Origin of the sequence: Curtobacterium flaccumfaciens (genome assembly GCF_013359815.1) — a bacterium.
GTDB classification, from domain to species: Bacteria; Actinomycetota; Actinomycetes; order Actinomycetales; family Microbacteriaceae; genus Curtobacterium; species Curtobacterium flaccumfaciens.
The window spans coordinates 26,696-46,226 of sequence record NZ_JABMCF010000036.1 but is presented as its reverse complement, the minus strand read 5'-3'; the positions used below and the strand labels follow the sequence as shown (position 1 = coordinate 46,226).

17 protein-coding genes are annotated in these 19,531 nt (G+C 73.3%); 9 read left to right on the top strand and 8 right to left on the bottom strand.

What is annotated here, in order from left to right:
- Positions 1-4: 4 nt before the first annotated feature.
- Positions 5-1,384 (bottom strand): O-antigen ligase family protein, encoded by a 1,380-nt coding sequence (locus tag HP445_RS19145; RefSeq protein WP_128780655.1) that lies wholly within the window; start codon positions 1,382-1,384, stop codon positions 5-7.
- A 66-nt stretch (positions 1,385-1,450) separates the two neighbouring features.
- Here HP445_RS19145 and manA point away from each other — a divergent pair, with 66 nt between their 5' ends.
- From manA to HP445_RS08340, 5 genes are all read left to right on the top strand, one after another.
- Positions 1,451-2,659, top strand: a complete 1,209-nt coding sequence (gene manA, locus HP445_RS08360) for a mannose-6-phosphate isomerase, class I (protein ID WP_128780656.1) — start codon at positions 1,451-1,453, stop codon at positions 2,657-2,659.
- 100 nt (positions 2,660-2,759) lie between these two features.
- The gene (gene galE / locus HP445_RS08355) at positions 2,760-3,722 is read left to right on the top strand and encodes a UDP-glucose 4-epimerase GalE (protein WP_128780657.1); all 963 of its coding nucleotides are present in this window, start codon (positions 2,760-2,762) and stop codon (positions 3,720-3,722) included.
- 188 nt (positions 3,723-3,910) lie between these two features.
- Complete coding sequence (locus HP445_RS18915; protein ID WP_081827389.1) at positions 3,911-4,243, top strand: WhiB family transcriptional regulator; 333 nt, start codon at positions 3,911-3,913, stop codon at positions 4,241-4,243.
- A gap of 178 nt (positions 4,244-4,421) precedes the next feature.
- Entirely contained in the window at positions 4,422-7,259 is a 2,838-nt protein-coding gene (locus HP445_RS08345; RefSeq protein ID WP_128780658.1) for a glycosyltransferase, read from the top strand.
- On the top strand, positions 7,256-8,665 hold the full coding sequence (locus tag HP445_RS08340; protein WP_128780659.1) for a DUF5719 family protein: 1,410 nt from the start codon (positions 7,256-7,258) through the stop codon (positions 8,663-8,665). Before HP445_RS08345 ends, HP445_RS08340 begins: the two co-directional genes overlap by 4 nt.
- Positions 8,666-8,687: 22 nt before the next feature.
- Here the strand turns inward: HP445_RS08340 and HP445_RS08335 are convergent, their stop codons facing one another.
- Entirely contained in the window at positions 8,688-9,128 is a 441-nt protein-coding gene (locus HP445_RS08335) for a metallopeptidase family protein (protein ID WP_128780660.1), read from the bottom strand.
- A gap of 59 nt (positions 9,129-9,187) precedes the next feature.
- Between HP445_RS08335 and HP445_RS08330 the strand changes: the two genes are divergently transcribed.
- Positions 9,188-9,403: a DUF3499 family protein gene (locus tag HP445_RS08330; protein ID WP_111024354.1), complete on the top strand. Its 216-nt coding sequence runs from the start codon at positions 9,188-9,190 to the stop codon at positions 9,401-9,403.
- 105 nt (positions 9,404-9,508) lie between these two features.
- A complete protein-coding gene (gene ahcY, locus HP445_RS08325) occupies positions 9,509-10,987 on the top strand; it encodes an adenosylhomocysteinase (protein WP_128780661.1) in 1,479 nt (492 codons plus the stop codon).
- A 118-nt stretch (positions 10,988-11,105) separates the two neighbouring features.
- Here the strand turns inward: ahcY and HP445_RS08320 are convergent, their stop codons facing one another.
- Entirely contained in the window at positions 11,106-11,975 is an 870-nt protein-coding gene (locus HP445_RS08320) for an RDD family protein (RefSeq protein ID WP_128780662.1), read from the bottom strand.
- A gap of 42 nt (positions 11,976-12,017) precedes the next feature.
- Here HP445_RS08320 and HP445_RS08315 point away from each other — a divergent pair, with 42 nt between their 5' ends.
- Positions 12,018-13,016: a stage II sporulation protein M gene (locus HP445_RS08315; protein WP_111024356.1), complete on the top strand. Its 999-nt coding sequence runs from the start codon at positions 12,018-12,020 to the stop codon at positions 13,014-13,016.
- 13 nt (positions 13,017-13,029) lie between these two features.
- Here the strand turns inward: HP445_RS08315 and HP445_RS08310 are convergent, their stop codons facing one another.
- Genes HP445_RS08310 through HP445_RS08290 form a run of 5 tightly spaced genes read right to left on the bottom strand, consistent with a single transcriptional unit; the run spans position 13,030 to position 18,521 of the window.
- Positions 13,030-14,382 carry a DUF58 domain-containing protein gene (locus tag HP445_RS08310; protein ID WP_128780663.1) on the bottom strand — a complete coding sequence of 451 codons (1,353 nt, stop codon included), beginning with the start codon at positions 14,380-14,382 and terminating at the stop codon, positions 13,030-13,032.
- A complete protein-coding gene (locus HP445_RS08305; RefSeq protein ID WP_128781054.1) occupies positions 14,382-15,341 on the bottom strand; it encodes an AAA family ATPase in 960 nt (319 codons plus the stop codon). The genes HP445_RS08310 and HP445_RS08305 overlap by 1 nt, the downstream gene beginning before the upstream one ends.
- Before the next feature lie 53 nt (positions 15,342-15,394).
- Complete coding sequence (locus HP445_RS08300) at positions 15,395-16,648, bottom strand: DUF4350 domain-containing protein (protein ID WP_128780664.1); 1,254 nt, start codon at positions 16,646-16,648, stop codon at positions 15,395-15,397.
- Positions 16,645-17,328: a DUF4129 domain-containing protein gene (locus HP445_RS08295; protein WP_128780665.1), complete on the bottom strand. Its 684-nt coding sequence runs from the start codon at positions 17,326-17,328 to the stop codon at positions 16,645-16,647. The genes HP445_RS08300 and HP445_RS08295 overlap by 4 nt, the downstream gene beginning before the upstream one ends.
- On the bottom strand, positions 17,283-18,521 hold the full coding sequence (locus HP445_RS08290; RefSeq protein WP_164941185.1) for a glycerophosphoryl diester phosphodiesterase membrane domain-containing protein: 1,239 nt from the start codon (positions 18,519-18,521) through the stop codon (positions 17,283-17,285). Before HP445_RS08290 ends, HP445_RS08295 begins: the two co-directional genes overlap by 46 nt.
- 335 nt (positions 18,522-18,856) lie before the next feature.
- Between HP445_RS08290 and mtrA the strand changes: the two genes are divergently transcribed.
- Positions 18,857-19,531 (top strand): MtrAB system response regulator MtrA, encoded by a 675-nt coding sequence (gene mtrA, locus HP445_RS08285; protein WP_017888813.1) that lies wholly within the window; start codon positions 18,857-18,859, stop codon positions 19,529-19,531.

Sequence of the window (19,531 nt, the reverse complement as noted above, 5' to 3'; positions counted from 1 at the left end):
CGGGTCAGCGCGTGCCCGCCCACCGGAACTCGCGCTTGGCGGGGGGCGTGCGCGGGCCGTCGCCGGTCGAGACCGGTTCCTCGCCGGTCAGCACGATGCGCGTCTTGATCGCGAGCAGGGCGAAGAGCACCCAGTTCCCCTGGTAGAGCAGGCGGGACTCGGCGACGGACTGCACGAGCAGGGCGACGACGACCAGGAGCGGCAGGAGCGACACCGGGTCGAAGGCCCGCGGACGCAGCGCGGCGTCGTACCCGATGCGGGTCGCGCACGCCCACGAGCGGGACAGCGTCGTGACCACGTAGATCGCGAAGAGCACCAGGCCGATGATGCCGGTCTGCATCCAGACGTCCAGGTAGGCGTCGTGGGCCTGCAGGTACGTGACGCCCTTGCGCTGCGCCAGGTCGGCGAGCGTCGGGATGCCCGGCCACCAGTACCCGATCCAGCCCCAGCCTCCCACGGGGTGCTGGTCGATCAGGCCGAGGACCTTGGCCCAGATCTCCCCGCGTCCGGTGGCGTCCGAGCCCTTGCCGAGCAGTTCGGACACCGGGCCGCGCAGCACGAACGCGGCGACGGCGACCACGACGGCACCCACCGCCAGCAGCAGGTAGCGCGGGGTGCGGCGCTCGGTCGGGACACGGCGCATCCAGACGGCGGCCAGTGCGACCACGGCGACCACGAGTGCGGCGGCGATGACCGTCGACGAGCGGGTGAGGACGAAGCCGAGTGCCGCGACGACGAGCCAGCCGATCGCCTGGTTCCGGCGGATCCGGCCCTCGGCGAACTGCACGGCGACCACGATCGCGACCAGCAGGGCCACCATCGCGAGCAGGTTGGCGTTGCCGGGCAGCCCCTGGATCCGACCCCCGGTGAAGAGCTCGGCGCGCGAGAAGTAGAAGGCGTCGGGGACGTCGCGGTCGCCGTAGTCCGTCCAGATCGGGGCGATCGGGTGCCGGACGAACACCGCGACGGCGGCCTCGAACAGGAGCGAGAGCATGAGGACCCAGCGGAGCGCGAGGCTCAGGGCATCGGTGATCCGGCGCCACGTCAGGGTCGAGGCGATCGTGAACGCCACGGCCGCGCAGATCACCTGCACGGTCAGGCTCGAGATCGTCGCGAAGCGCCAGTGCGACCAGACGAGGGTCACCAGGCACCAGCCGAGGAACGCCCAGAGCGCCCAGGGGGTGCGGACGAGCGGTGGCTTCGCCCGGACCAGGATCGTGATGCCCCACGCCGCGACGAGGGCCCAGAGGACACCGGCCCCGACCCAGGTCAGGGTGTTCGGCACGGCGTCGCCCGCGAACAGCACGAACAGGGTCGTCGCCCCGAAGGCGAACGCCTCGCGCTCCGGTACGGTCCCGCGCGCCAGCGGCCAGGTGTTCGTCACGACGCCAGGCTACCGGCCGGTCGCCGTCCGCAGGACTCCACCGGCAGCGCCGGTAGGCTCTGGCCCATGTTCCTCGGCATCACGAACACCCCCCGCGACTACGCCTGGGGCTCGGTCACCGCGATCCCGGAGCTCCTCGGCCGCACCGTCACGGGTGCCCCGCAGGCGGAGCTCTGGCTCGGCGCCCACGCCGGCAGCCCCAGTGTCGTCGTCAACCCGGCCATGGTCGGCGGGGCCGACACGCTCCGCGACTGGATCGCCGACGAGCCGGAGACCGCACTCGGTCCGGACCGCACCGGCCTGCCCTTCCTGCTCAAGGTGCTCGCGGCGGCGGCACCGCTCTCGCTGCAGGCGCACCCGACCCCGGAGCAGGCAGAAGAGGGTTTCGCCCGCGAGGAGCGCGAGGGGATCCCGCTCGACGACCCGGCCCGCAACTACAAGGACCCGTTCCCGAAGCCCGAGCTCGTCGTCGCGCTGAGCGAGCGGTTCGAGGCGCTGAGCGGCTTCCGCCCGGTCGAGGAGACCCTGGCCGAGGTCCGCGTGCTCGACGCCGGCACCGGACGCCTCGGTCCGCTCGAGGTACACCTGCTGCACGGGCTCGAGGACACCGTCCGCTGGCTCGAGACCGCCGACGAGTCCGCGCTCGCCGTGGTGCAGGCCGCGAGCGACCTGGCCGTCTCGCTCGACGACGACCTGCTCACCCCGAACACCGCGACCGTCCGCGACCTGGCGACCAGCTGGCCCGCTGACCCCGGCATCGTCGTCTCCCTGCTCATGCACCGGGTGACGCTCACCGCGGGGCAGGCCATGTACCTGCCCGCCGGCAACATCCACGCGTACCTGGACGGGCTCGGCATCGAGCTGATGGCGCCGTCGGACAACGTGCTGCGCGGCGGGCTCACGCCGAAGCACGTCGACGTGCCGGAGCTCCTGCGGGTGCTCGACTTCACCGCGTACCCGGCACCGGTCCTCGAGCCCGAGCGCATCGCCCAGGGCGTCGACCGGTTCGCGCCGGACGGCGTCGGCTTCGCGCTGCTGCGGGTGGACGGTGACGGTCGCCCGGTGGGACTGAGCACCGGCGGGGTCGCCCCGCTCGTGGGGCCGTCGATCGCGATCTGCACCGAGGGCGTCGTCACGCTCGTCGGCGCGCAGTCGGCGACCCTGCTCCGCAAGGGCGAGTCGTGCTTCATCACCCCGGACGAGGGCGACGTGACGGTCGAGGCGGACTCCTCCGACGGCATCACGTCGACCGTGTTCATCGCCACCGGCGCCTAGGGGCGCGGACCGGCACCGGGACCGGCGCGGGGCCGCACGCCGTGGCGTGGACCCGCACACCGCCACCGGGGCGTCGCCGACGTCCGCTAGCGTGGCGAGCATGAGTTGGCTGGTCACCGGCGGTGCCGGGTACATCGGGTCCCACGTCGTCCGAGCGCTGCGCTCGGCCGGCATCGACACGGTCGCGTTCGACGATCTGTCGAGCGGCTTCCGCGCGTTCGTCCCGGACGACGTGCCGTTCGTCGAGGGCACGATCCTCGACGGCGAGCTCGTCGCACGCACGCTGCGCGAGCACGCGGTCACCGGCGTGGTCCACGTCGCGGGGTTCAAGTACGCCGGCGTCTCGGTCGAGCGCCCGCTGCACACCTACGAGCAGAACGTCACCGGCATGGCGACCCTGCTGCGCGCGATGGCGGAGACCGGCGTCACCAAGGCGGTCTTCTCGTCCAGCGCGGCGGTCTACGGCACTCCGGACGTCGAGACCGTGGTCGAGTCCACCCCGAAGAACCCGGAGTCGCCGTACGGCGAGTCGAAGCTCATCGGCGAGTGGCTGCTGCGCGACATGGAGGTCGCCGCGGGCTTCACCACCACGTCGCTCCGGTACTTCAACGTCGTCGGTTCGGGGGAGCCCGACCTGTACGACGCCAGCCCGCACAACCTGTTCCCGCTGGTCTTCGACGCGCTGCTCGCCGGCCGGACCCCGCGGATCAACGGCGACGACTACGCCACCCCGGACGGCACCTGCGTCCGCGACTACGTGCACGTGGCCGACCTGGCGCACTCGCACGCGGTGGCCGCGCGGAAGCTCGAGGCGGGGGAGCCGCTCGAGCGTGCCTACAACCTCGGCAGCGGCGACGGTGTGAGCGTCCGGCAGATCATGGACGCGATGGCGGCGGGCACCGGGATCGCCTTCGACCCCGAGATCGCACCGCGGCGCCCCGGTGACCCGGCCCGCATCGTCGCGACCGGCGAAGCCGCCGCCCGTGACCTCGAGTGGGCCATGCGGCACTCCCTGGACGAGATGGTGTCGAGCGCCTGGGAGGCCCGTCGCAGCGCCTCCTGAGCGCCTGAGGACGAGTCAGTTGTCCCCCGGAAGGCCCACCCGAGGGGTGCGACACGCCCAAACGGGGGACATGACACGCTGGAGCGGTCAGTGCCTTCTATGATCCGCGACTTGACTCAGGCGAATGACACCGCTGTAATTACAGGCAACGGCCGCAAGAGTTGGGGTTCGTTGTCGAGGCGGCAGGGGTGATCAGGGTGAACGGTTCCGAGTTCCACGCCGGAGTTCCGGAGGACTGGCACGTCGATCCCGTGGCGCTCGGCGTCCCGGGTGTCCGACGTCCGGAGACCGACGACGAGGAGAACCCGCTCGCCTGGCAGGTCGACTCGCTCTGCGCGCAGACCGACCCCGAGGCGTTCTTCCCCGAGAAGGGCGGCTCCACGCGCGAGGCGAAGAAGATCTGCACCTCGTGCGAGGTCCGGGCGCAGTGCCTCGAGTACGCGCTCGAGAACGACGAACGCTTCGGCATCTGGGGTGGCCTCTCCGAGCGTGAACGCCGCAAGTTGCGGAAAAGGGCGTAGGAGCGTTCACGGCGCGCCAGCGCCGTGCGACTGCGCCCCTGAGGAGCCTGCGACGAAGGCGCCGGAAGGCGACCACCTCCGCCCGCCCCGCACCGTGCAGTGAGCGCATCCAAAGGTTCACGGCGCGCCGCCGTCCGCAGCCGACACCGCGCCTCCAGACCGTAGAGTGACGCCCGTCATGCAGCCCAGAGTCACCGCGATCCTCGTCGCCGCCAACGGGGCGGCCCACCTCGACCGGACCCTGGACGCGCTCGCCGCCCAGACCCGCCACCCCGAGAACCTGGTGGTCGTCGACGTCGGCACGACCGACGGATCGACCGCCGAACTGTCCTTCGGCGGGTCCGCGCAGCTCGTCCGGCTGCCCGCCGGCACCGCGTTCGGTGACGCCGTCCGCCAGGGCGAGCGCAGCGCGCCGCCCGTGGCGACCGACGAGCCGGTCGACGAGTGGCTGTGGGTCCTCGGCCACGACAACGCGCCGGCACCGACCGCGCTCGCCGACCTGCTGTCCGCCGTCGAGATCGCGCCCTCGGTCGTCGTCGCCGGTCCGAAGCTCGTCGCCGACGACGACCCCTCGCTCATCCGCGCCTTCGGCGAGAGCATGACCCGCTTCGGCCGGTCGATCGTGCTGGTGCAGGACGAGCTCGACCAGGGCCAGCACGACCGCAACACCGACGTGCTCGGTGTCGCCGCGGGCGGCATGCTCGTGCGCCGCTCGGTCTGGAACGAACTCGGCGGCTTCGACCCGGCGCTGCCGGACGTCGACGCGGCCCTCGACTTCTCGGTGCGGGTCCGTCTCGCCGGGCACCGCGTCGCCCTCGTGCCGGAGGCCAAGGTCACCAGCGCCGGACCGATCGAGGAATTCGGCCGCAAGCGCGTGTCCGAGGCGCGGCGCGTCCGGATGCACCGGCAGGCGCAGCTGCACCGCCGGATGACGTACGCGCCCGCCGCGCTGGTCTGGCTGCACTGGCTCACGCTCGTGCCGTTCGCGATCGGCCGCGCGCTCGGTCACCTGGTCGCGAAGCACCCCGCCGCCGTGGTCCCCGAGCTCTCCGCCGCGTTCGCCGTCGCGTTCGGCGGCGGCACGGGACGTGCGCGCAAGAACCTCGCCCGCACGAAGAAGCTCGGCTGGGCCGCCGTCGAACCGCTCCGCGTGAGCTGGCGTCGGGTGCACGAGCACCGCACCACCTCGCGGGACGTCGAACTCGCCCGGGCCGAGGACGCCCCGATCGCCCGGGCGTCGTTCCTCAGTGACGGCGGCATCTGGGTGGTCCTGGCCGCGGCGGTCCTCAGCGTCGTGACGCTCTACCCCCTGCTCGGGTCGCCGGCCCTGACCGGCGGGGGACTCCTACCCCTCTCCGCGACGCCCGGACAGCTCTGGCAGAACGTCGGGTACGGCTTCCACTCGCTCGGCACGGGCTTCACCGGCCCGTCGGACCCCTTCGCCGCGGTGCTCGCCGTGCTCGGCTCGATCGTGTTCTGGTCGCCGTCCACCGCGGTCGTGCTCGTCATGCTCGTCGCGTTCCCGCTGTCCGCGCTCGGCGCCTGGTTCGCGGTCCGCAAGGTCACGACCCGCACCTGGGTGCCGGTCATCGGTGCGTCGCTCTACGCGATCGCCCCGTCGCTCGTCGGAGCCGTGACGACCGGTCACCTCGGCGCCGTGATCGCGCACCTGGTGCTGCCGTGGCTGTTCGTCGCCGTGCTCGAGGCGCACCGCTCGTGGGCCTGGGCCTCGGGAGCGTCGCTCCTGTTCGCCGTCGTCGCCGCCTCGGCGCCGTCGCTGCTGCCGGTCCTGCTGGTCGGCTGGCTCGTGGCGCTCCTGGTCGGCTGGCGCCGGGCCCACCGTCGTCTGTTCATCCCGGTGCCGACCGCGGTGCTCTTCCTGCCGCTGATCCTGGCGCAGGCCGCACGCGGCAACCTGCTCGCGGTGTTCGCCGACCCGGGTGCGCCGTCCGCGACCCGGGCGCCGTCCGCACTCCAGCTGGCCATCGGACAGCCCCTGCCCGACTGGAGCGGCTGGCTCCCCGCGACCTCCGGACTCGCACTGGTCGCCACGGTCCTGCCGATCGTGATGGCCGTCCTCGCGCTCCCCGTGGCCGTCGCCGCGATCGGGGCGATGCTCGGCCACCGCTGGGCGGTCGCGGGCTCGGCGCTCGTCATCGCGCTCCTCGGCTTCGCCACGGCCTTCGCCGCCACCCACGTCACGGTCACCGGTGTCGGTTCGACCACCACCATCGTCTGGCCCGGCAGCGGTCTGTCCGTGTACTGGCTCGCCCTCGTGGTCGCGGCCTGCATCGGCATCGACGTGCTGCCGAAGGCCGCCCCGGTCACCGGGCTCGTCGCGACCGTGCTCGCCGGTGTGGCCGTGGCTCCGGCCTTCGCGGCGTTCTACCTCGGCACCGCCACGATCGAGCCGACCACCGGCCGGGTGCTCAGCGCGTACGTGAACGCCGAGGCCCAGGCGAACCCGGACGTCGGCACGCTCGTGGTCGTCCCGCAGGACGACGGTTCGCTCGCCGTCACGCTCGAGCGCGGGCAGGGTTCCACCCTCGACGACCAGTCGACGCTCGACGCCACCGCGCTCCGGCTGAGCGAGTCCGGCGCACGGCTGACGACGCTCGCCGGCAACCTGGCGAGCCGCAGCGGGTACGACCCCCGGCCGGCGCTCCGCGAGCTCGGCGTGAGCTTCGTGCTCATCGACGACGCCGGTGACGACCCCGAGGCGCAGACGGTGCACGACCGGGCCGCCGGTGCGATCGGTCAGAACGCGCTCTTCACGAGCATCGGCGAGACCACGAACGGCCAGCTGTTCCACTACGAGGGCGAGGTCGACCGCACCCGCTCCGGCTCCGCGGCGACCCAGGCCACCCACGTGCTGTACCTCGTCGTGCTCGGCGTGGTCTTCGGCGCCGCAGCACTCCTCGCGGTCCCGACGGCCCCGCGCCGCCGCCGCGCCACCTCGAACGTCATCGAGGCCGAGGAACCCGCCACCACCTTCGACGAGGAGCGCGACGAATGAGCACCAACCCCTCCTCGGTCCGGCGCTGGATCGTCCGCGGCACCGCCACGGCCGTCGCCGTCGTCGTCGCCGCGGGTGCCGTCACCGCGGCCCACGCCATCGGCACCGAGTCCGAACCCGGTCGACCGGCCGGGCGCACCGTCACGCCGGTCCCCGCTGCGGCCGAGCGTGTCTGCGCCGGCAGTGCGCTGCGACTGTCCGACGACGCCGGCAACGACGCGACGCAGGCGAGCACCGTCGGCACCGCGACCGTCGCGACGGCGACGACCGGTTCGACGGTCGAGCGGTCCTCGCTCGACTCCTCGACCACCGGCGGCAGCGACCCCCGGCTCCTGACGGCCCCCGCTGGCGAGACGACGCCGCAGGTCGCGGGCAGCAGCTTCCAGAGCGTCTCGAGCGGCGACCTGGTGGGCGCTGGCGCTGCCTCGTGCGACGACCCGACCCAGTCCACGTGGCTCGTCGGCGGCTCGACGGAGACCGGTCGGACGAGCCTCGTCACGCTCTCGAACCCGACCGACGTGAACGCCACGGTCGACCTGTCGATCTTCGACGGCTCGGGGACGGTCAGCGCGCCCGGGACCACCGGCATCGTCGTCGCGCCGAACACGCAGAAGGTCGTCCCGCTGTCGGGCTTCGTGTCCGACGCCGCCTCGACCGTCGTGCACGTCACGTCGTCCGGCGGCCAGATCGTCGCGCACATGCAGGAGTCCGTCGTCCGCACCCTCACCCCGGGCGGCTACGACATCGTCTCCGGTGGGGCCGCGCCGTCACGCTCGCAGGTCATCCCCGCCGTCGCCCTCGCCGACGCGCAGGCCGCCCAGCGCGGCGACGACACGGCCGACGCGGCGCCGATCGTCCGGCTGTTCGTCCCCGGCACGAAGTCGGCCCGCGTCACCCTCGGCATCAGCACGGCCGACGGCGGCGGCACGACCGTCAACGCCACCGCCGAGCCCGGGGTCGTCACCGACGTCGCGCTCGACGACTTCCCGGACGGCCGGTACTCGTTCACCGTCACCTCGACCGAGCCGGTCGTCACCGGTGCACGCACCACGACGCCGACCGACGGTGCCAGCAGCGGCACCGACCTCGGGTGGTTCGCCTCGGCCGAGCCGCTGGGCGACCGGACGATCACCGCCATCGCCCCGGGCGAGGGGGTGCGGCTGAACTTCGTGAACCCCACCCGCCAGGACCGCTCCGTCACGGTGCGGTCGGGCGACGAGCGGCGCACGCTGAAGATCCTGTCCGGTGCGACCGTGACGCTCCCGGTGCAGACCGCGAAGCAGCTCACGCTGACCGGGACGGAGGGCATCGTCGCGGGCGTGACCTACCGCGGGGCCGACGGCATCGCCGGGTTCCCGGTGCGTCCGGCGACCGACGTCTCCACCCCGGTCCGCGTCTACCCCTGACGCCCGGCGCGGTCCGCCCGGCTCACCAGTGTCGGTAACGGTCCGGTGCCAGGTCCCAGGGGTCCTTGCCGATCAGCTCGCCGACCGCGCGGAACACCGCGGTCTCGATGATGATGCGGCGGTCCGAGTCGTCCTTCTCGGGACTCCGGTTCACCCGCTCGACGGGGATCCGGAAGACGGTCACGCGGCGGGTGTCGCGGTCGATCCGCCAGCGCGGCATCTCGTCCGGCAGGGTCGTGTCGCTCGGCATGTCCGCCACCTGGAACACGACGCCGGAGAGCTCCTCGGGCCAGAGACCGAGCAGGTAGTGCGCGCTGTCGCCGACGATCCGGTCGAACGCCTCGGCGCGGGTGATGATCGGCGCGAGCTCGGGCCCGGCGACGCTCGAGCGCCCACCGCGGCCGTGCCGGGAGCGCCCTCGACCGCGGTCGACCGGGGTGACGAGGCGAGGCTTCCGACGCATCCCCACATCGTACGCGGGGACGGGTGCGCGCCGGACGCTCCGCTAGGCTCCCTGTCGAGATGGACGTGCGGATCTGCAGCAAGGTGGCGTGTGCCAACAGCGCTTCGTCGACCCTGACGTACGACTACGGCGACTCCATGGTGGTCGTCGGTCCGCTGTCGACCCGGGTCGAGCCGCACGGCTACGACCTCTGCGCCCGGCACGCTGCCTCCCTGCGCGTCCCGCGCGGCTGGCAGGTGGTGCGGCGCGAGCCGCTCCCGCGCGACGCCGACTGACGGCTCACGTCCGCGACGTGGGTGCGGGGGTCGATCTGGAGGCCCGGGGAACGTGACCGGGATCGGCTGGTGATCCGCGCCTCCCGGCATGGAAGACTGGTGGGCATGCCCACCGAAACCCGCACCGCTGCTGCGTTCCGCGTCGCCGACCTGTCCCTCGCCGAGGCCGGCCGGCACCAGATCCGCCTCGCCGAGAACGAGATGCCGGGCCTGATGTCCCTGCGTGACGAGTTCGCCGCGGCGCAGCCGCTCGCCGGCGCGCGCATCGCCGGGTCCCTGCACATGACGGTGCAGACCGCGGTGCTCATCGAGACGCTCGTCGCCCTCGGCGCGCAGGTGCGCTGGGCCAGCTGCAACATCTTCTCCACCCAGGACGAAGCCGCGGCCGCCGTCGCCGTCGGACCCACCGGCACCCCGGACGCCCCCGCCGGCGTCCCGGTGTTCGCGTGGAAGGGCGAGACGCTCGAGGAGTACTGGTGGTGCACCAGCCGCATCTTCGACTGGAGCGACGAGGCCGCCGCGGCGGGTGCCGACTGGACCGGGCCGAACCTGATCCTCGACGACGGCGGCGACGCCACGATGCTCGTGCACACCGGCGCGGACGCCGAGGCGGCCGGTGCCGCTCCGGTCGCCGAGCCGGACGCGAGCACCGAGTGGAAGATCGTGCTCGACACCGTCGCGCGGTCGCTCGAGACGTCGTCGGACCGCTGGACCCGCATCGCGGCCGACATCCAGGGCGTCACCGAGGAGACCACCACGGGCGTGCACCGCCTGTACGAGCTGTTCCGGAACGGCGAGCTGAAGTTCCCGGCGATCAACGTCAACGACTCGGTGACGAAGTCGAAGTTCGACAACAAGTACGGCATCCGGCACTCGCTGCCCGACGGCCTGAACCGGGCCACCGACGTGCTCATCGGCGGCAAGGTCGCCTTCGTCGTCGGCTACGGCGACGTCGGCAAGGGTGCGGCCGAGGCGCTCCGCGGGCAGGGTGCCCGTGTCATCGTCAGCGAGGTCGACCCGATCTGCGCGCTGCAGGCGGCGATGGACGGCTACCAGGTCGCGCGCCTGGCGGAGGTCGTCGACACCGTCGACATGGTCATCACGTGCACCGGCAACCTGGGCGTCGTCGGGGTCGACGAGATGCTCGGGCTGAAGCACCTGGCGATCGTGGCGAACGTGGGGCACTTCGACAACGAGATCGACATGGCGGGGCTCGAGGCGCTGCCCGGCGTCTCGAAGGTCGAGATCAAGCCGCAGGTGCACGAGTGGCGGCTGCCGACCGGGCGGTCGATCCTGGTGCTGTCCGAGGGACGGCTCATGAACCTCGGCAACGCGACCGGGCACCCGTCGTTCGTGATGAGCAACTCGTTCACGAACCAGGTGCTCGCGCAGATCGAGCTGCACACCCGGCGCGAGGAGTACCCGACCGGCGTGTACGTGCTGCCGAAGCACCTGGACGAGAAGGTCGCGCGCCTGCACCTCGACGCACTCGGGGTGCAGCTGACGTCGCTGCGTCCGGAGCAGGCGGCGTACATCGGTGTCCCCGTCGAGGGGCCCTTCAAGCCGGACCACTACCGCTACTGAGCGCGGCGGAGCGGCCTGGGGCCCGCGGAACCTGGTTCCGGACACAGCACCGTGGATCTCCGCGGTGCTGTGTCCGTTCCGCGGTGTTGCGCGGGGGCAGTCAGCGCCGCTCCGCGCGTCAGCGCGGGAAGCCCGGCGGGGGCGCGGCCGCCGTCGCCCCCGCGGCGGTCAGCAGCTCCGCGCGGGCACTCAGCGCCCGGACGTCCCGACGACGCCGCAGCACGACGACCCCGGCCAGGAAGACCTCGGGCGGGACCGACGGCACCGGGTGTGCGAACGCGGACACCTCGGCCGCCAGGGTCTGCGCCGCCGCCTCGCGCAGTTCGGGGCGCATCAGTGCGGCCCCGCGGAAGAACGCACCGAGGCGGTTCTCCAACCGCTGCGGCAGCGCCGAGACGTCCGCGACGCCGGCCCAGGCCGTCAGCTCCGGGGGCAGCAGCACCTCGGGGTCCCGCTGCTTCGGCAGTCGCTCGTGCTGCACGATCGTGCCCGCCAGCAGGTCCCCGAGGCGCCGCGGCCGACTGCCGAACAGCGCGACGAGCAGGGCGACCGAGCCGAACGTCATCCAGAGCTCGAACAGGCCGACGAGCGACCGGGTGAAGGCGTGCCGGAACCCGATCGCGCCGCCGTCGAGCCGGACGACGCGGGTGCCGGTGGCGAACCGTCCGACGCTCCGCCCCTTCGTCACGGTCTCGACCGCCGCGGGCACCAGCACGAGCACGACGACGAGCAGCACGATGTTGAGGGCAGCACCCCAGGCCGGCTCGAGCCCCCTCGGCCAGAGCCGCCAGACGCCGAACAGCGCCAGCACGAACAGGACGAGGACGCACAGGCCGTCCAGCAGCGCGGCCGCGAGTCGCAGCACGAGTCCGGCGGGCTGGACGTCGAGCGCGACGCCCTCGCCCACCACCAGCTCGTCGGCGGTCTCGTCGAGGTCGCGCGAGAACCGGGCGTCGGCGAGGTCACGCGGCGTGCGGGGCTTCGGCATGGGATCATTCTGTCGGAGATCGCGCGACCTGAGGGGGAACACGTGGACCTGGATGCCTACACCGAGGTGCACCGTGACCGGTGGCAGGAGCTCGACCGTCTGGCGCGTGCCCGGCACCGGTCCGGTGCGGACGTCGACCGGCTCGTCGCCGGCTACCAGGAGGCCGCGACCGACCTCGCCCGCATCCGGGGCGCAGCACCGCGCACCGTGACCGGCGACCGGCTCTCGCTCACGCTGTTCCGCGCCCGCCTGCGCTTCACCGGCACGCCCGTCGACCCGTTGACCGCCGTCGCCCTGTTCTTCACGCGGCAGCTGCCCGCGGCGCTCTACCGGATCCGCTGGGTGACGATCTGGGTCGCGCTCGCGACGGTGGCGATCGGGGCGATCGTCGCCGTCTGGATCACCACCACCCCGGGTGCGACGGCGACGTTCGGCAGCGACGAGGCCCTGCGCCGGTACGCCACGCAGGACTTCGTCGACTACTACTCCGACCGTGGCCTCGGGGCCTTCACCGCGCAGGTCTGGACGAACAACGCCTACATCGCCGCGACGATGGTGGCGTTCGGCATCACCGGGGTCTTCGTGCCGTTCTCGATCATGCAGAACGCCGTCAGCCTCGGGGTCTCCGCGGCGATCATGCACTCCCAGGGGCGCCTGGCCGACTTCTTCCTCTACATCTCCCCGCACGGGCAGCTCGAGCTCTACTCGGTGTTCCTCGCTGGCGGTGCGGGGCTGATGATCTTCTGGTCGTGGGTGGCACCGGGGCCCGGACGCACGCGCGCCCAGGCCCTCGCCGAGGACGGCCGCGCACTCATCACCATCGCGATCGGCCTGACCCTGACCCTGCTGCTGTCCGGCATCGTCGAGGGCGTGGTGACGCGGCAGGACTGGCCGTGGCCGATCAAGATCGGCATCGGCACCCTCGCCCTGGTCGCGGTGCTCGCCTACCAGTGGGTGCTCGGCGGCCGCGCGTACCGAGCGGGGGAGCGCGGCGACCTCGAGGAGTTCGAGCGCGGCTCCACCGCCCTGGTGGCCGGCTAGCGTCCGTCCCGGTTCAGAGCCGGCCGGTGGCCTTCGCCCGGATGTAGGCGTCCGCGACGAGCGGCGGGACGTCCGCCGCTGCGCCGCGCACGACCTCGGCGCCGGAGCGCCGTGCGACGTCGGCCGCACCGTCCGCGTCGAGCAGGGTGCGTTCGGCGGCCGCGCGTCGGTAGACGTCGCGCTCCGCGCCGGTCGGGAGGCCCGGCACCTTTCCGCCCCGCGCCGTGCGGATTGCCGTGGTCGGGTCCACCCCGCCGCGCGCCATCCGCTGGACGGCCGGGTCCTCGATGCTCGTCACGACGACGGCGTGCCGTCGGGACAGCCGGGGGAGCACGGCGAGCAGGTCGCCCGAGGCGCCGACGGAGTCGAGGCTCGAGGCGAGGACGACCATGGCGCGCGAGGTCGTGATCGAGTCGACGAGTGCGGGCACGGATGCCCAGTCGGTCGCGGCGAGCCCGGCTTCGGCCATCGCGAGTGCCTCGCCGAAGCGCTGCACGACGTCGGTGCGGGTGGCGCCGTGCACGCGGTCGTGTGCCGTGTCGTCGAGGACCACCAGGTCGACGCGGTCACCGGCGGCTGCCGCGAGGGCACCGAGGAGCAGCGCCGACTCGATGAACGTGTCGAGTCGGGGTTCGTCGGCGACGCGGCCGGCACCCGCCCGGCCCGCGTCGACCACGACGACCACGCGTCGGTCGCGTTCCGGACGCCAGGTGCGGACGACGAGGTCCTGCCGCCGCGCGGTGGCACGCCAGTCGATCGACCGCACGTCGTCGCCGCGCACGTAGTCGCGCAGCGAGTCGAACTCGGTGCCGTGCCCGCGGAGCTGCAGCGTGGTCTCGCCGTCGAGCTCGCGGAGCCGTGCCAACCGTGACGGCAGGTGCCGCCGGGAGCGGAACGGCGGCGTCACGACGAGTTCGCCCGGTGCCGCGACGACCCGCTGCCGTGCGGCGAGGCCCAGGGGACCGAAGGACCGCACGGCGACCCCGGTGGTGCGGCGTCGACCACGACGGAACGGTGTGAAGCGCATCCGGGCCGTCCGTCGCTCCCCGGCGGGGACCGTCATCCGGATCCGACGGGGACGGTGGCCGGCCGACGGCTCCCACATGTCACGGACCACACCGCGGACCGTCCGGGAGCCGTCGTTGGCGAGCACGAGGGTGCCGTCCGCGGTGCTGTCGCGTCGAGCGAGCCTGGGCATCCGCCGCTCCACGCGGACCCGTCGCAGGTCGGCGGCGAGCACGACGTCGAGCGCCGCGGCGAGCAGCACCACCCCGACCCACGCCAGACCGGCCCACCCGCTGCCGAGCAGCACGGTGGGCACGAGGGCGACGGCGAGGAGCGCGACGAACCGGCCGGAGACCGCCACTAGATCGGCACCCGCACCTGCTCGAGCACCTGCTGGAGCACGCCGTCGGCGCCGACGCCCTCGAGCTCGGCGTCCGCGGCGACCCGCAGGCGGTGCCGCCAGACCGGCAGGGCCATGGCCTGCACGTGGTCCGGGGTGATCGCGTCGTAGCCGGTGAGCCAGGCCCAGGCCTTGGCGGCCGCGAGCAGTGCCGTCGCTCCGCGGGGGCTCACCCCGACGCGGACGGACGGTGCCTGCCGGGTGGCCCGGGCGAGGTCGACGATGTACGCGAGCACGTCGTCGCGGGCCCCGACGCCGCGGACGGCACGCTGCGCACGGACGACCTCGTCGACGCCGACCACCGGGGTGATGCCGGCCGACCGGACGTCGCGCGGGACGAACCCGTCGGCGTGGCGCCGGAGCACCTGCCACTCGACGTCGCGCGGCGGGATGTCGAGCGTCAGCTTCATCAGGAACCGGTCGAGCTGCGCCTCGGGCAGCGTGTACGTGCCCTCGAACTCGATCGGGTTCATCGTCGCGGCGACGAAGAAGGGGTCCGGCAGCGCCCGGGCGTCGCCGTCGACGCTCACCTGGCGTTCCTCCATCGCCTCGAGCAGGGCCGACTGGGTCTTCGGCGGCGTGCGGTTGACCTCGTCGGCGAGCAGGACGTTCGTGAAGACGGGGCCCTCGCGGAACGGGAACGTGCCGGTCGAGGCGTCGTAGACGAGCGACCCGGTGACGTCGCCGGGCATCAGGTCCGGTGTGAACTGGATGCGCTTCGTGTCGAGCGTCATCGCGGCGGCGAGGCTGCGGACGAGCAGGGTCTTCGCGACACCGGGGACACCCTCGAGCAGCACGTGCCCCTGTGCGAGGAGTCCGACGATCATGCCGGAGACCGCGCCCTCCTGGCCGACGACGGCCTTGGCGACCTCGGTGCGGACCCGGCCGAACGCGTCGCGCAGGTCGGTGCCGGCCGCGATCGTCGGGTCGTGCTCCGGTGCGGTGTGCTCGGTGGTGGCAGGGGGCAGGTCGGTCACGGTCGTGCTCCTGGTCGGTCGGGGTCGGAGGTCGGTCTGTCACCGGAGGTCGCCCGGCGGACGGCGCGTTCGAGGTCGTCGAGCGCGGCGGTGCCGTCGACGAGCGCACGGTCGTCGTCGGTGGTCCCACCGACGAGCACGGCGCCGACACGGGTGTGCGGGATGCCGGTGGCCTGGGCCGCGGTCCGGACGACCTCGTCGACGTGTGCCGATCGGGGAAGTCCGAGCATCCGGCCGATGCGGCGGACGGCGGCGACGCGCAGGGTGTCGAGGGCGTGGGTGCGGTCACGGGTGCGGGCGTACATCCGGGCGCGCCCCTCGGTGGTCTCCGCAGCACGGACGACGACGGGCAACCGCTCGACGACGAGCGGGCCGAGCCGTCGGCCGCGCCAGACGCCGGCCGCGACGGCGACGAGGGCGAGCAGTGCGAGGGCGCTCGGGACCCACGGCGGTGCGAGCTCGCCGAGGGTCGGTGCGGCGTCGGGGGTGCCGACGGCCGGGGTGTACCAGACGAGTCGCTCGTCGGCGCCGAGCAGCCCGAGGGCGAGCGCGGCGTTCCCGGCGGTGGCGATCGTGTCGTTCCGGAACGCCGAGGTCGTGCCGAGCAGGGTGACGTCACCGCCCGGGGTCGTGGTGCGCACGAGGCCCCAGACCCGGGAGGCGCCCTCGCCGGTCGGCGCACACCGCTCGGCGGTCGCGTCCTGCACGGTGTACCCGGAGCCGGCGGTCGTCACCCGCGCTGCCGAGGCCGCCGCCGGGATCCCGCACGAGGCCGTCGAGACGGTGGCGTCACCGTCGATCTCGGCGGGCGGGTCGACCGGGAACCCGAGCAGCGCGTCGAGGCCTGCGCCGCTCGTCCCGACGACCACGACGTGCCGGGCCGTGCGGGCGATGCGTTCCGCGACAGCGGGGTCGAGCGCCCCGTCGGAGTCGTCGATGAACACCGTGCCGCCGTCGATCCCGCCGACGCCGTCGACGGTGTCGGTGACGGCGACCGCGGTGCCCCGCTGCTCGAGCACCCGGACGAGCGCGGCCGAACCACTGGCCGTCGTCGAGGTCGGGTCGAGTGCGCGCGGTGCGTCCGGGTCGGTGCCCTGCACGACGGCGGTCAGCGCGGCGAGCAGGACGCCGACCAGGACGATCGCGACCCAGAACCCGATGCGGAACCGGCGTCCCTCGGCCGGAGCAGGAGCCGGAGCCCGAGCAGGAGTCGGTCCGGCGCTCGTCCGTGTGGCGGTGTCGGTCGTCATGCCGGCACCACCGGTCCCTCGGCCCGGGCGGGCCGGGCCTGCCGGACGGTCCGCTCGGTGTCGAGCACGCGCAGGGCCGCGGCTTCGTCGGCCTCGGCACCGAGGTACCGGACCGCGTCGAAGGTGGTCGCTGCCGCGTCGAGTGCTCCGGCCGACGCGGGGAACGGCACGGCACCCCGCGTGGCGATCGTCCGCGCGGTGGCTCCGGGCACGTCGGGCACCAGGTCGCGTTCGCCGAGCCCCCTGGCGATCGCGCGGAACCCGTCGAGCACCGCTGCCGACCAGTCGGCGCGACGGACGGCGGCCTGGGCCGCTTCGAGGAGTTCCCGGGCGGAGCGCAGGTCGTCGGCGTCGAACACCCCGCCGGTGTCACCGTCACCGGCCCGGGCGCGCCGACGGGGGAGTCCCCGGGCGACGACGACGAGCACGACGACCGCGACGAGCACCACGATCGCGATCACCAGCGCGATGCGGGCCGCAGCGGGGGAGTCGATGCCGTCGGCGCGGAGCGACCCGAGCCAGTCGAGGAAGGAGCGCGAGGCACGGTCCCACCACGTCGGCCGGGCACCGTCGTAGGCGGACCGTTCGAGCTCGCGCTCGAGCAGGCGACGTGCCTCGTCCGGGTCGACCGCCGTCACGCGGAGCCGTTCGGCGGCGCCTGGCCCGGACCCTGCTGCCACGGTTGCTGCTGCGGCTGTTGCTGCTGGCCGGGCTGCCACGGTTGCTGCTGCGGCTGTTGCTGCTGGCCGGGCTGCCACGGTTGCTGCTGCTGACCGGGCTGCCACTGCTGCTGCCCCGGCCACTGCTGCTGCTGCTGCGCCTGCCACTGCTGGCCACCCCACTGCTGCTGCGGCGGCCACGGCGGGCGTGCGACGGGCTCGGACGGGGCGAACGGGTCGGTCGGCTGCCCGGAGTCCAGGTGCGACGCGATCCGCTGGTCGAGGGCCTCGGTGCGGATCCGCCGGTCGATGGCGAGGAACGTGGTGATCGAGGCGCTCAGCACGTCGGTGATGCACTGCACCGCGATCGCGAGCAGGCTGCCGACGACGATGGCGATGACCGCACCGGTGCCGGCTCCTGACGTGCCACCCGTCTGCCCGAGCGGGTCGAACGTGCCCCCGACGAGCACGGCGCCGATGGTGAGCGGGATCGACGCGATGGACGCCGCGAACCCGAACATGAGCTGGACGAGCAGCAGGATGCCGAAGGTCCGCCAGAAGGCCCCGCGGGTCAGGCGCCACGACTGTGCGGCTGCGGCGAAGACCGGCCGGCCCTCGAGCGCGATGGTCGGGACGGTGAGCACGAAGCGCGTGGCGAGCCACACGACGACGACACCGATGCCGAGCACGAACAGCACGAGCACCAGCACGAACCACCCGGTGCCGGAGTCGGCGGCGCCCATGGCCGCGAACACCCCGAAGAACACGAGTCCGGCCAGGATCGCGAGGACCACGCCGGCCCCGATCTGCACGAGCATCCACGCGACGACGGACCACCGGCGGCCGGCGAGCAGCGCCCACAGCCCCCGGAACGTGGCGCGACGGCCGAGCACCCGCTGCCCGGTGTCCGCGGCGACCGGCGCCACCAGGAACCCGCGACCGAGGTAGGCGAGGAACGGCAGCACGACCGAGAGCAGTGCCGTGAGCGTCAGCGTGCCCGCGACCACCGAGTCGGCACCGCTGCCGCCGTCGAGGGCCGAGAACATCCGCGACTGCAACGCCTGCTGCCCGAAGGTGCTGGCAAGCGTCGAGAGCAGGCCGAGCACACCGCTCAGCAGCACGCTCCAGAGCAGCAGCACGCGGGCGTTCCGGCGGAAGACCGTGAACGCCCCGGCCAGGATGTCACCGAGACCGAGCGGGCGCAGCGGGATCACCGGACGTGAGCCACCGGACGGACCGCCCGGTCGCCCCGGACCCGGCCCCGGGGCGGGCTGCGGCGGCACGGAGAAGCGGGACGGGCCTCCAGGCCGGGGTCCTGGTCCCTGCGCCGGTCCGGACGCCGGCGGCGTCGGCGTCGGCGCACCCTGCTGCCCACCGCCCGGTGTGTGCCAATCGGACATGACTCCAGCCCCCTCGTCGTGTCGGACCGAGCCAGCGATGCACGGTCCACCCCCATCCTGGCGGAAAACCCGGCGCGGCGGGGCCTCGGCTATCGTGTGGGGACACGTGCCGACCACGGCACCCGCACGCCACCCGGAGTCCAGATCACATGACACCGCGCATCCTCGTCGTCGACGACGACCAGGCCCTCTCCGAGATGATCGGCATCGTGCTCCGCTCCGAGGGGTACGAACCCGAGTTCAGCGCCGACGGCAACGACGCCGTCGACGCGTTCCACGCCACCAAGCCGGACCTCGTCCTGCTCGACGTCATGCTGCCCGGCATCGACGGCATCGAGGTGTGCAAGCGCATCCGTGCCGAGAGCGGCACGCCGATCATCATGCTCACGGCGAAGAGCGACACCGCCGACGTCGTCCTCGGGCTCGAGAACGGTGCCGACGACTACGTCGTGAAGCCCTTCAACCCGAAGGAGCTCGTCGCGCGCATCCGGACCCGCCTGCGGCCGAGCGCGTCCGACGCCACCGTGCTGCACGTCGGCGACGTCACGGTCGACGTCGCCGGGCACGAGGTGCGCCGCGGTGACACCGTGATCGCGCTCACGCCGCTCGAGTTCGACCTGCTCCGGGCGCTCGCCGAGAAGCCGAACCAGGTGTTCACCCGCGAGATGCTGCTCGAGCAGGTCTGGGGCTACCACTACAAGGCGGACACCCGCCTGGTGAACGTGCACGTGCAGCGGCTCCGCGCGAAGATCGAGCACGACCCGGACAACCCGAAGACCGTCACCACGGTCCGCGGCGTCGGGTACCGCGCCGGAGGAGCCTGA